At 48.8% G+C, this 12,624-nt stretch carries 9 protein-coding genes; 5 read left to right on the top strand and 4 right to left on the bottom strand.

All coding sequences use genetic code 11. The features are described from left to right. Positions 1–188: 188 nt before the first annotated feature. Complete coding sequence (locus MTX78_RS15425) at positions 189–422, bottom strand: hypothetical protein (protein WP_243796095.1); 234 nt, start codon at positions 420–422, stop codon at positions 189–191. Between the two features lie 143 nt (positions 423–565). Between MTX78_RS15425 and murI the strand changes: the two genes are divergently transcribed. The 5 genes from murI (at position 566) to MTX78_RS15400 (ending at position 11,157) form a co-directional block, all read left to right on the top strand. Next, positions 566–1,414 carry a glutamate racemase gene (gene murI, locus MTX78_RS15420; RefSeq protein WP_394805589.1) on the top strand — a complete coding sequence of 283 codons (849 nt, stop codon included), beginning with the start codon at positions 566–568 and terminating at the stop codon, positions 1,412–1,414. Between the two features lie 188 nt (positions 1,415–1,602). Further along, a complete protein-coding gene (locus MTX78_RS15415; protein WP_243796094.1) occupies positions 1,603–2,298 on the top strand; it encodes a hypothetical protein in 696 nt (231 codons plus the stop codon). A 106-nt stretch (positions 2,299–2,404) separates the two neighbouring features. Beyond that, on the top strand, positions 2,405–3,583 hold the full coding sequence (locus MTX78_RS15410) for a glutathionylspermidine synthase family protein (RefSeq protein WP_243796093.1): 1,179 nt from the start codon (positions 2,405–2,407) through the stop codon (positions 3,581–3,583). A 1,061-nt stretch (positions 3,584–4,644) separates the two neighbouring features. Then, a complete protein-coding gene (locus MTX78_RS15405; RefSeq protein ID WP_243796092.1) occupies positions 4,645–8,049 on the top strand; it encodes a T9SS type A sorting domain-containing protein in 3,405 nt (1,134 codons plus the stop codon). Positions 8,050–8,520: 471 nt separating this feature from the next. Continuing rightward, on the top strand, positions 8,521–11,157 hold the full coding sequence (locus MTX78_RS15400; protein WP_243796091.1) for a T9SS type A sorting domain-containing protein: 2,637 nt from the start codon (positions 8,521–8,523) through the stop codon (positions 11,155–11,157). Positions 11,158–11,265: 108 nt separating this feature from the next. Here MTX78_RS15400 and MTX78_RS15395 read toward each other — a convergent pair whose 3' ends face one another. From MTX78_RS15395 to iscU, 3 genes are all read right to left on the bottom strand, one after another. Next, on the bottom strand, positions 11,266–11,592 hold the full coding sequence (locus MTX78_RS15395) for a HesB/IscA family protein (protein ID WP_243796090.1): 327 nt from the start codon (positions 11,590–11,592) through the stop codon (positions 11,266–11,268). A 96-nt stretch (positions 11,593–11,688) separates the two neighbouring features. Then, positions 11,689–12,099 (bottom strand): hypothetical protein, encoded by a 411-nt coding sequence (locus tag MTX78_RS15390; protein ID WP_243796089.1) that lies wholly within the window; start codon positions 12,097–12,099, stop codon positions 11,689–11,691. 99 nt (positions 12,100–12,198) lie between these two features. Next, complete coding sequence (gene iscU / locus MTX78_RS15385) at positions 12,199–12,615, bottom strand: Fe-S cluster assembly scaffold IscU (protein ID WP_243796088.1); 417 nt, start codon at positions 12,613–12,615, stop codon at positions 12,199–12,201. Between the last annotated feature and the right edge of the window lie 9 nt (positions 12,616–12,624).

The following is a 12,624-nucleotide window of genomic DNA, read 5'->3' as shown; positions in this document are numbered from 1 at the left end:
CAAAACCCATAGTTCTATGTTTGGGAACGGTAGAGCTCAAGTTTCCAAAAATGGGAATGGAAGCGCCATAGTTCAATTTTGTCTTACCTTCTTAAGAGAGAAAGTTGAACATAACCAATATTGTCAATGCCCAGTGCCTGTGCTTGGTACACAGGCAAATAGAAGTTTAGGCGGTGATATCACCCAGATTATATCACGCGCACTCGATCCATGTGCACATCATCCCGAAGGATTTCCAAGCCTTTGTAGGCGAGCGGCCGGCCGGTATTATGGGTTAGCTCGCCACCGTCCGCATGCAGGTAAGCCACATCTAGAATGAGCTGCGTGTATTTCCTTTCGCCTAACTCAATTGCAACCGGGCGGCCCTGGGTGGAATCGAAGGCGGCGAGGGCTTGGTCGATTTCTTCCAGAATTTTGCTCATAGGATTGTGCATGTTCGACGAGCAATTAACAATTAATATTTAAGCATCAAGACGGAATTCAGGACGAGTTATTAGAAAACAACAACTTTGTGGTTTCACTGGTATTTTGAAGCTGAACGTTAGTATTGCGGCTCACTTCGTATATGTTGTCAACGCCTTTTATCGGCATTCTGCCCATGCATCTTACCACCCGTCCAATAGGCGTATTCGATAGCGGCATCGGTGGGCTCACGGTAGCCCGTGCCGTAGCCCGCGAGCTACCTCACGAGCGGCTCGTGTACTTCGGCGACACCGCCCACCTACCGTATGGCGACAAGTCCACGGCGGCCATTCAGGCGTACTCCGTCAAAATCTGCGACTTGCTGTTGAAGCAGCAGTGCAAAGTCATTCTCATTGCTTGTAATTCTGCATCGGCGGCGGCCTACGAGCTAGTACGCGAATACGTGGGCTCCAAGGCGCGGGTCCTCAACGTTATTGACCCAATAGTAGCGCATGTTGGAGCAGCCTATGCCGGGCGCACAGTAGGACTAATCGGTACCAAACAGACCGTGAATAGTAATGTATACCGCAAAAAAATAGATGACTTAGACGCCGGCGTGCAGCTCCAAAGCCTAGCAACACCGTTGCTGGCCCCCATGATAGAGGAAGGGTTTTTCGCCAATACCATTTCCGACAGTATTATCCGCTCTTACCTCACGAACCCCGCCCTGGCCGACATTGAGGCGCTGGTGCTGGCGTGCACGCACTACCCGCTTATCAAAAAGCAGATTGCCGCGTACTACCAGGACGCAGTGGAAGTGTTGGACGCCTCTGATGTGGTAGCTGCTCACGTGAAAAAGTACTTGGAAGAAAATCAGCTAGCAGCCCAGCCGGGGCCAACAGCGCCCACGCACCACTTTTACGTTTCCGATTTCACCCGTTCGTTCGAGGAAAGCACCCGCATCTTTTTCGAGCGAGAAGTGCACCTAGAGCATTATCCGCTGTGGGAGTAGGGGCCGCTGCTTGTTAGTGAAAACAAGCAGAACGGGCTAGGGGAGTAGGCTTCGTATTTCCATTAAAAACAAGTTATAGCAAGCTCTGCAAGGAAATTTCACTTATGTCTCAACCGCTTGATTGAAATTTCTGTATTCCTTGTTGCAAGCTACAGCATCCACCCACCAGCAACACTAATCATCCAGCCATGAACAAACCGTACTTCCGCATTGGCGACTGGCGTCGCAATGTGCTAATGGTCGCGGCGGCGGCCAGTTTAGGTATTGGCTTACCGGCCTGCTCCAGCAACTCAGAGTCTGAAACCACTGCTGCAGAAGGCGACTGGACCAGCGGCAACGGTGCTTCCGATTCTTATTCTGAAGGTGTTATCACTGAAATGACTGAAGTGCAGCCCGGTCAGTGGAAAATCACAGCCGAGCGCCCTGCTGGCAAAGAGCAGGTAGCCGCTGTGCTCAAGCATTTCGATGGCAAAGTAGATACGCTGCAAGGCCAGGCTTTGCAGAAGCAGATGCAGGATTACAGCCGCGCTTACCCAGAAAATCGTGCTGGCGGCACTGGCATGATGGACATCCTGATGTGGGGCGGTATTGGCTACATGGCTGGCCGGTTCCTTACGCCCAACGTAGGGGCTTACGCCAATCCTGGCTTGGTGCAACAGAACAACGGCTGGCGTAGCCGCGTCGCACAGGAGCGCGGTCAGGGCCGCGGTTTCTTTGGTCGGGGGTTTGCAGGTAGCCGCACGTCGCCGTCGGCTGGTATTCGGCCCAGCACGAGCGTAACGCGCACCACTGGTTTCGGACGAAGCAGCGTGCGTGGTACTGCGCCGTCGGGCCGTAGCTCTGGTTTTGGCAGCCGTGGCGGTAGCCGTGGTTTTGGCGGTTAATCTAGGGCTTGGAGCCTAACGCGAGTTCCTAATTCAGTGAAAAATGACCGGTGCGTTCGTCTGGCGTGCAGTTAGGCGCCGGTAAAGCTATTCTACGCCTCTTCCTATGAGCATTATCAAGTTATTGCCTCTTTCTGGTGATGTTAGTCCCGCGGTACGCAGCCTGGGCTGGGATTGGGCCATTGAAGACGCCTGCCAAAATTATGTAGCTCGCGAGGCGGTGCAGCTACCCGAAACCACCGCCGACGCACTTCTGCAAGCCGCCGATACGCTCTATGATCTGCTGGTTCAGTGCATTCCTGATCCTATTCCCGACGACCTATTGCGCCTACTGGCCATTCCTGAGAACCTGTGGGCCGCCGTCCGCCATTCCTGGAACGACGACCGGCACTGGCATCTTTATGGCCGCTTCGACCTGGCAGATACCCCTGACGGCCCTAAACTCCTCGAGTTCAATGCGGACACTGCTACCAGCCTTCCTGAAACTGCCGTGGTACAGTGGGCTAGTTTGGTAGCTGCCGGCCAAGGACAAGACGAGCGCCAGGCAAACGGTCTGTTTGAAGGACTCCGCAACCAACTGATTCATTGGCTGGAACTCAACGAGGACTTGGAACCTACGTTGCTTCTCGTGCACTTGCCTGATAGTAGCGAGGATGAAGCAAACTGCGCGGTAGTAGCCGAAGCCGCTACCGAGGCTGGCTTCGAGCTAGTGCACGTTTGCCCAGTGGATGCCATGCAAGTATCAGTGCAGGGAGAGGAGCGAGGTGCTTGGGTGGAGACAGAGCCTGGCCAGTGGCAACGGTTCGCTTTTGTGTTCAAGCTCGTGCCTTGGGAAATATTAGCTGCCGAAGAACCAGAGCTAACCGCTGACTTAACACAATTACTGCAAAGTCGAGACCTGATTATTGGTAATCCACCTTACACCCTGCTGTTTCAAAGTAAAGGCATTCTGGCATGGCTGTGGCAGAATTTCCCGTATCATCCTTTACTACTCGAAGCCTCATTGCAAGATTTGCCCGGCCATTACGTTCGCAAACCCCTGCTAGGCAGGGAAGGGCAGAATGTAACGGAAGTAAACGAAGGCCGTGCGGGAGAGTCCGTCGCTGGTGACTTTGCTGATCAGCCTCAAGTGCGCCAACGGTTCGCAGAGTTACCACAAGATACCCAAGGCCGCCGGTATCAAGCGGGCGTTTTCTGGGCCGGATCCGCTAGTGCCATCGGCTTCCGCCGCGACGCTGGTTTTATTACTAACCTATCGGAGTTTGTGCCACACATTGTGATATAAAGTGAGAGGCAGACTGCCCTTACTATAGATATAGTGTATCAACAGCTACTGTATACTGTCGTCCAAGTAGAGTAAAAGCTAATAGCAACACTCGCAGCTAGACTTTAGCCGTTATACACTAATGTTAGATGCATTTAATGTAAGGCAGTAAGTGCACCCTTTTGTGGCAGCAATTAAGCTCCTCGTTAGCAAGAACCTACTCGCACATCAAGCCGAATAGGAGCTTGCTTTTTTACTATTTGTATCTAGCAAGGTTTTTAGCACTTAAGGTGGGTGCGCTTCTAGTTAAATATCCTTTTATATCCATGCAAGTAATTGCTTTCTAAGCTAAGCCGTGTAATGATTGTCTAAAAAACAAGCCTATAAGCGAAATCGAAAGTGTGTCAACGTTTATGCTTTCGTGCCCATCCATTACAGACCTAAAGAAGTACATATAATTCTGCAAAAGCGCCAGCTTTCTTTAGCGAACAATGACCCCACACAAGTGGCTGTATACAAGGATTGTATAGGTGAGCGACATGCTGAGCTTGTTCTAGATACATACAAGCTAAGTCCTGCCAGTTTGCATTGATTGCTCATCGGTATATAGGGGTATAATGCAGTCATACCATGGCTGATTGCTTAGCTTGTCAAGAGTAATGAAATTGAACTATTTATGTAATTAATAGACGGGATAGATATGTGTGTTTTTCTTTCTATTATGAAATTGGTTATCAAAAAAATAAGTGCAAATTTGTGCCGTATAGAAGGCATTCAGGAGGTACTGTGTTATGAATAGAGTTGCCGTGTTTTGGGTGGTGTTGTAAATTTTAGCCTTTGGAAAAGGCGTTTTGACTTCGTATGGCAGGTTTTTTGTGTAGATCCAAAAAGCAGTATCATTACGTATTATTAAATGATGAAATACGTTGTGCTAGTAAAATGCAATTTTTAATTGAAATCTTAATCTAACAATCATTCAATTATAAAGCATTAGATAGCGAGCTTTGATAATGAATTCATAATCGCACTTTTCCTTCTTCACTTCTTTCCTTTGTCTGCAACTTTCAACTTATCATAATTCTATGAAAAACTCTTACACGTGCCGGGGCCAACGACCCTACCTCGAGCAGGTAAGGCTATTGTGCTCCATCTTGAATAACCGCGTTTGGGCACTAGTGCTTTTCCTGCTTTCATTGTCAGGTGCTAGCATGGCTCAAACCTTCACTGAGAACATGGGCACGACAGCTGGTTCTCGGGAAAGCATTGCTTCTTATTATAATAAGAGAGGCTTCAACAATGATGCTGAAAAAGGATTCATCTATTCAGGGTCGGCAGTAACGGCTAATAGCTCAACAGCAGTAGCTACTGGTCAGTACACCGGAGCGAGTGGGGCGAGCACCATATATTTTGGTCCTGCATTTAATAGTGCCGGCACGTCATTGCCCGATGCGCCACCCTACAACTTTCAGATTGAGAATATCAATTCGGCGGCGTTAACTACCCCGGCCTTGACGTTTGGCTTGTACGCGCCAGTTACGGCTTCTATTGGCACTTTGAATTCCGAGTTTACAGTGGAATTCAGTGCTGATGGTACCAACTACATTACGGCCACTTATGTGGCCGTAACAACCAAAACAAACCAAACTCCGGCTAACTCAGGATTCACGTTCAACCAGTATAATGTTACGTCGACTATCCCACGGGTAAATAACCTGCGGGTGCGTTTTACGCGTGTCAGCGGTAACACAAACCAATACCGCTTGGATGATGTGGCCTTAACAGCAGCAGCAGCTCCTACCATCACAGTAGCGCCTACTACGCTCATCTTCAGCAACACCACTACGGGCACACAGAGTGATCCGCAGGCAATTACAGTAAGCGGTCAGAATCTTACCAACAATATCAACCTGAGTGCACCGAGTGGCTTTCTCATCCGTACGGGAAACAATGCGTATGCTTCGTCTCTGACACTAGCACAAACAAGTGGTTCGGTACCTACTACCACTGTTGACGTAGTGTTTGCTCCAACACTAGTGCAAGCATATAGCGGTAATATCACGCTTACTAGTACTAATGCGCAAACGCGTGCTGTCGCCGTATCTGGTACTGGCGAAGCTCCCGCTCCCATATTAACAGCTTCGCCTACTAGCCTGCCAGACTTTGGCTCTGTTCAAGTTGGCTTAAACTCAACAACGCAGTCGTTTACTGTGTCGGGCAGCAATTTGACCAATCCAGTGACACTAACTGTGCCGGCTGGTTTCCAAATGCGCCAAGGCACAAACGCCTTTAGCGCCGCAAACATCACGCTCACCCCTTCCAGCGGCTCGGTAAATGCTACGATTGATATTCGTTTCGTGCCTTCTCAAGCTGTGCGCTACGAAAACACGATTACGGTAACATCTGCCGGTGCGTTGGACGCAGGGGTAGACGTAAGTGGTACTGGAACCATGGCTCCAACAGGTCCCTATATCACAGCCAATCCGACTTCACTCAACTTCCAAACTGTTTCGAGCAGTGGCTCATTCCAGACCCTGACGTTCGAAATAAGTGCTGGCAACCTAACGGCTCCTCTTGTCCTAACAGGATCTAGCGGCAACATCGTATTTCGTGATGCTTCGGTCGGTGGTAGCTTTACCTCTGGTCCGTTGACTATCAACCCAGTTAGCGGTGCTGTATCATTGCGCACTATCGAGGTGCAGTTGGCCGGTCCAGTAGCAAACGGGGTTTTCAATGGCAACATTACGCTGACGAGCACTAGCGCTGTATCTCAGGTTGTCACTGTTACTGCTAACAACTCAATAGGCGGGGAATCCACAATTAATAGTGCTGGAAATCTCACCCAATTCTCTACAGTACCTGGTCTTGCTTCTGCAGTTCAATCCTTCCAGCTTGAAGCTTCCAATTTGTTGCAAGATGTTACGGTACTAGCACCCACGCATTTCCAGGTTTCGCTGGATGCCTCTTTCGCAGGTATTGTGGGCACCGGCAACAGTATTGTTGTGCCACGCAACACGGGCGGAAATGATATCAGTCCTTCCGTAACCGTGTATGTGCGTTTCCTGCCACCTACAGCCCTCACCGCTTCTTCTCTTATTCGCATAGATAGCTATCCGGCAACCTCAGTAGGCCTCCCTGTAGGTGGTACTAGTGAGCCGTCTATCCAAATCCAAACGGTTCCTCAACTGATCAGCAATACGGTTATCAACAGTACTTCCGCATCCCAGTCCCTTGCTATTAGAGCTGAGCGGGTACAGAAAACCATCACGATATCAGAGGCGCTAACGGCTAACCCACTTAACCCGAGTAATACTGAGCAGTTCCAGATTTCTGCCAACAATGTAGATTTTGGCACTACTCTAACGTTGACTCCTAACCAAGGAACATTCGACGTAAACCAGACAATCTATTTCCGCTACAAGCCCACGTACCTAGGCAATGCTCAGTCCACTTTGCAGTTCCAAAGCAACGACTTCACAAACACTGCCGCTCAGGTGTTCGGTGCTAACGATCTGTTGCGAGCTAACTCAATAGATACGGAACCTACCCTGCGTAGCACGGCTACAGTAACCCGTAACGGTACTACGGCCACTGTGAGCTTCAACCTGCCCGCTAACTACGCTGCGCTAGGCTATGGTGAAGGTCGTATTATCGTTGCCAGCACTAATGCCACGCTGCCGGCTGGTAGCCAACCACAGGATGGCAATAGATACACCACTGGCAACCAAACCTATGGCCTAGGCCCCGAGGTTGCACCTGGCTACTATATAGTATACTCTGGTGCTAACCAGACGGCTACTGTGGAAGGCTTGAGTTCGTCGATAACGTATTACTTCTATACGTTCGAGTACAACAACATCGACAACAATTTCAACATCAGTGTGCAAGGGGCTGAAAACTACTTGTCGCCACCAGTGCCTACGGTTATCAACGGTATTGAGGCACCAGGCGGGCCGCTGCCAGTTTCGTTAACTTCTTTTACTGCTATTTTACGCAAAGGCCAGGTAGCATTGAACTGGGTAACAGCTTCAGAATCGAACAACAAAGGGTTTGAAGTGCAGCGCAGCCAGGATGGTAAGGAATTCCAGACCATTTTGACGCGTGAAGGCAAAGGAACCACGACTAACCGTTCCACTTACGATGGTGTCGACCTACGGCCTCTGACAGGTGTTAGCTACTACCGTCTCAAACAGAGCGATTCCGATGGTAAATTTGCCTATTCACCTGTCGTTATAGTTACTAATGCTGCTCTGGCCGAAATTACCTTCTATCCTAACCCTACTTCAGGTAAGCTAATCGTCAATATGCCTCAAGCACAGTACACGACTGCTACTGTAGTCCGTGTAACTGATTTGAGTGGTCGTGAAATCAAGATAACTTCTTTGTCAAAAGATAACGAAATTGATTTGAGCGAGCTGAAAGCAGGAACCTACTTGCTTACACTAAGCGCTGGCGATCAGCAAGTAACACGTCGGATAATCAAAAATTAAGCAGCTTGACAAAATGAATAAAAAGCTCCCATCGTGAGATGGGAGCTTTTTATTTGCCCATGTACTACAAGCAACACAAATGTGCTGAGATTATGGACTAACACTATTGCATAAGCTGCCAGTTGTGCTAGCGGGGACAATGAACTGCTGGTTCGCGGAGTTAGCGCGACTGGTTCCAAATTGGCAAAGAACACCCAATATCAGCCGCTAACCTTAATCACAGGCATATTTGGTAGTGTCATTATTGTTTAGATAGACCAAAAAGTGTTTGTTCTATGTTGATATAATATAATTATATCAACATAGATTTGTTTGTGTTACTATCCATACTGTTATGAATATGCATTTTATATATAAAGTGCACAATAAACATTATACAATACCATATCAGTAGGATTGAAACCGGATTATATTGTAACTTTGAGGCAGAGCTCAACAATCTGAATCTTGTTGCATTTCAATTCTACCGGTATGTCCGAGTCTTTTACATTACCCTTGGGTAACACACGCCAGCAGGTCTGGAAGTCATTATTATTCCTGCTATTACTTCTAAGCCCTTTAGCAGGATGGGGGCAGAATAGCGTTCCGCTCTACAATGAGAACTTCGGAAGTGGTACTGCCACTCCCGCAGGCTGGACAGTGGTAAACTGGTCAGTAGTTAGCACTGGCTCATCAGACTATGCGGGTGCTTCTGGTGGAAGTCAATATAGGAATAGCAGTGCGGCAAGCACTAACATCATTGAATACTCAGGTAATCTATCAACAGTAGGTTATTCTAACATTACAGTCTTATGGGGTGCAAGACGGACTACGACTCAGGCCCCAGTGGCATTTTCTTGGAGTTCTGACGGTACTACTTGGAATCCAGTAATATTTGCTGAGGTCGCAAATAATGGTACTTGGGCCTTAGTAAACGGAGGGGCTAGAATACCACTTCCTGCTTCAGCCGCAGGCGTAAATAACCTTCGCTTTAGATGGGTTGTGACACCTAATAACACATCGACAGCTCTTGGGTATAGACTAGATGATTTCTCTGTCAGCGGTGCTCTTGGTTCTAAAGTGTATACGTGGACAGGTGGCAATGGCAATTGGTCTAGCCCCACTAACTGGACTCCTGCGCGTTCGACGGCTACAGTCAGTGACATACTGGTGTTTGATCCAGCGGCAGGAACGCCTTCGGCTGTTTCGGTGAATGTCGATTTTTCTGTCAGTGAGATTATTGCGCAGTTGCGTTTTCTCAATGGAGTCAACGTCTCTTTGGCTTCGGCTGGCGTATCTCGTACTCTCACAGTGAGTGGTAACTTGCCTGGGTCAGAGTTCGAAATTGCTGGATCAAGCAACGTAGGTTCAGCAGCTTCTGTGGAATTTGTGGGCCTTGGTGGTGGCAATTTGAAGGTAATAGTACCGACTGGTAATCAAGGACGCATCGGCGGAAACTTGTCTTTCTCCCAAGGCCAGCATGAACTTAAAACCACTGATCCAGCATCAGTGGAATTTACGGCAGGCAGTTTATTTAGAGCGGCTGTAAATTTTTCCGGAAATGCGTTCGGAGAAACCGGTACAACCAATTCTGTAATTTTCCGGAGCGGTGCTACTTACACGCAAGAAGAAGCAGCAGCAAGTCCATTTGGAAACTCTAATTCGTCTATCGCATCATTCGAGAATGGTAGCCGGTTTGTGCTTAACAGTTCTTCGCAGCCTTCACTAAGTAACCGTACGTACGGCACGTTAGAATTTGCGCCTATAACTGCTTCCAATAACCCTATCAGCACCGGTACACTGACTATTTTGAACGACTTAGTAATCACGAGTGGAACTGTTAGAATAGGGGCAGCTACCGTGAATATTGGTGGTAATCTTACAGTCAACAACGGAAACGTCACATTTATTGGTGGTCCAGCCTCCGTCGTAAGGTTCAACGGAACTAGTACACAAGCAGTAAATGGTTCAGGAGGGGCTGATCCTATTTTTGAAGGTGGATTAGAAATTGCTAATCCTGCGGGACTCACACTATCTCGTCCGGTTAGAACGGGTGGTTTATCCTTGACCAATGGTACAATTACCACTACTAATGCAAGCTTGTTGACATTAGTACCGAGCGCTACTGTAACGGGTGGGAGTAGCTCCAGTTATGTGAACGGCCCATTCGCTCGTGAAGTAAACGCAACTGGCCGAGTGGTTTTCCCAATTGGCAAGGGTGGCAATTATCGTCCATTGGCTCTGGATATCACGAATTCTCCTGTTGGTACAACTACTTACACCGCCGAGCAAATAGAAGGTGCACCTGCGGATCAAACCTTGCTTGGAGATATTAAACGTATATCGCGCATTCGCTATTACTCAGTGACTCCAAGTCCAGTACCTGCCGTTGGGACTTTTGCAGGTACCATTGAGTTAAGTTATGGAACTGATGATGACGTGACGGACCCCCGTGCGGCTTCCTTCGTAGTCGCTAAAAGTAATGGTAGCGGCTGGGCAAGTATTAGTCGAGTAGCAGCCGGTACCAATTCTGTTTTAGTATCAGGTTCGTTTGACTCATTCAGTAATTTTATTTTGGCTAGTACTGATTTGGCTGTAAACCCCTTGCCAGTGGAGCTAAGGAGCTTCACAGCATCAGGCGGAGCGACAGGCATTCAATTACACTGGGTTACAGCATCAGAAAAGAACAACGCGGCCTTCGAAATGCAGCGCGGGGCCACGGCCAATAAGTTCGAAACCATTGGCTGGGTGGAGGGTCAGGGTACCAGCAGCCAGGGCCACCGCTATGAATGGTTGGATGCTCGCCCGCTGGCGGGTGTGAGCTACTACCGCCTACGCCAACTCGACCATGATGGCACCGAGGCTTTTTCGCCAGTTGTAGTAGTTCAGAACCAGGAGGGGCTGACCAATGCTGTTTTCCCTAACCCTACAACCGGAGTTGTGACCTTGCCAGCTTCACTCGGGGCAGTGCATTATCGAGTGTTAAACAACCTAGGACAAACAATGCTTTCAGGAGAGACTATTGGCGGCAATACGATGGATATGCAGTCACTGCGAGAAGGTACCTACTTCCTGGAAGTCAATTCCTCAGCAGGGCGCAGTGTACAGCGCGTTGTGAAGTCACGATAAAGTAGCTGACTGAGTTCACACAATAAAAAGCCTCGCTCCTACATGTAGGAGCGAGGCTTTTTATTGTGTGAAATAAATACCACTCACATACCAGCTAATATGTTAAGCTTATACTGAGAAGCTTTCCCCGCAACCGCAAGTGCGAGACGCATTCGGGTTGTCGAAGTAAAAGCCTTTACCATTGAGGCCGTCGGAGAAGTTGAGCTCGGTGCCAGCCAGATACAAAAAGCTTTTCATATCCACTACCACACGTACGCCCTTATCTTCAAACTCCTGGTCCATGTGCTTCACTTCGTTGTCGAAGTCGAGCTTATAGCTTAAGCCCGAACAGCCGCCACCGGCCACCGAGGCGCGCAGGCGGTAAGTTGCATCAAGCTCTGCGTCGTGCATGAGCCTTTCAACTTTCTCTTTGGCTTTGTCAGAAACGGTAATCATGGTGAAAAGAAGCTAATAGTTAGAAGCTAGTAGTCTGTTAGAAAGGGAGTACGAATACAACAACAGTTCGGTCGTTATAGGTCCCAGTTCCATACTCTAGCTACTCGGGTTCAAGACCACGCTAAATACGGTGATGGTATTCAAGTCGCGGCCGTAATAGAGTTTGTCGAGTGCTTCGTACACGTTGTGGGCCCTGAAGTAAGAGGTTTGCAACTCTTTTTCACCGCGGGCTCGCCACTGAATGGTGTAGGGGCTTTCGACGTCACGATAGCGCTGTACGTAAGCCAGCATCTTGCGCAACACGTCCAGCTTATCGTAGCCCGTTTCATAGCGAAACAAGAAGCTTTGTTGGTGTCGCGGGTTTACCGTAATTAGGTCTAGCCGCGTTAATCCATCCAACTGGCGAAACTCGAAAAGCAAATTACCTGGGCCCATGCCCACGTGTTGCTCTATCTGCTGCTGAATACGGGCACTTTCAACGTGTACGTCGGAAGCGGAAACGTCCATCTGCAAGGAAGTAGGAGTTAAAAGGTAAGAGCTAGGAGAAGAACTTACGGCCACAGCCGATGCATTCTATCTTCTAGCTCTTACCTTTTATCTACTAGGTTAGTGATGGGCTTTCGCCTCTTCGAGTGCAGGCAAACCGTTTTTCACGCGGTAGTCGTTGATAGCAGACTTGATAGCGTCCTCAGCCAAAACCGAGCAGTGGATTTTAACAGGTGGCAAAGCCAATTCCTCCACTATCTCCATGTTGTCGATAGCAAGAGCTTCGTCAACCGTCTTGCCTTTCAGCCACTCCGTAGCCAGCGATGATGACGCAATGGCCGAGCCGCAGCCAAAAGTCTTAAATTTGGCGTCGGTAATGGTGTTGGTAGTTTCGTCTACCTCAATTTGCAAGCGCATGACGTCGCCGCACTCAGGGGCACCAACTAGGCCGGTGCCTACGTTCTTTTTGCTCTTGTCCAGCGTGCCCACGTTGCGGGGGTTGCTGTAATGGTCGATTACTTTATCGGAGTAAGCCATGGCTTTATT

This window comes from Hymenobacter tibetensis (assembly GCF_022827545.1).
Classification (GTDB): domain Bacteria; phylum Bacteroidota; class Bacteroidia; order Cytophagales; family Hymenobacteraceae; genus Hymenobacter; species Hymenobacter tibetensis.
The sequence above is the reverse complement of the archived record's forward strand: the minus strand, read 5'-3'. Positions and strand labels throughout refer to the sequence as shown.

Coding starts and splice junctions, on each gene's coding strand:
- MTX78_RS15425 (WP_243796095.1), bottom strand. CDS start 422: ATGAGCAAAATTCTGGAAGAAATCGACCAAGCCCTCGCCGCCTTCGAT.
- murI (WP_394805589.1), top strand. CDS start 566: ATGTTGTCAACGCCTTTTATCGGCATTCTGCCCATGCATCTTACCACC.
- MTX78_RS15415 (WP_243796094.1), top strand. CDS start 1,603: ATGAACAAACCGTACTTCCGCATTGGCGACTGGCGTCGCAATGTGCTA.
- MTX78_RS15410 (WP_243796093.1), top strand. CDS start 2,405: ATGAGCATTATCAAGTTATTGCCTCTTTCTGGTGATGTTAGTCCCGCG.
- MTX78_RS15405 (WP_243796092.1), top strand. CDS start 4,645: ATGAAAAACTCTTACACGTGCCGGGGCCAACGACCCTACCTCGAGCAG.
- MTX78_RS15400 (WP_243796091.1), top strand. CDS start 8,521: ATGTCCGAGTCTTTTACATTACCCTTGGGTAACACACGCCAGCAGGTC.
- MTX78_RS15395 (WP_243796090.1), bottom strand. CDS start 11,592: ATGATTACCGTTTCTGACAAAGCCAAAGAGAAAGTTGAAAGGCTCATG.
- MTX78_RS15390 (WP_243796089.1), bottom strand. CDS start 12,099: ATGGACGTTTCCGCTTCCGACGTACACGTTGAAAGTGCCCGTATTCAG.
- iscU (WP_243796088.1), bottom strand. CDS start 12,615: ATGGCTTACTCCGATAAAGTAATCGACCATTACAGCAACCCCCGCAAC.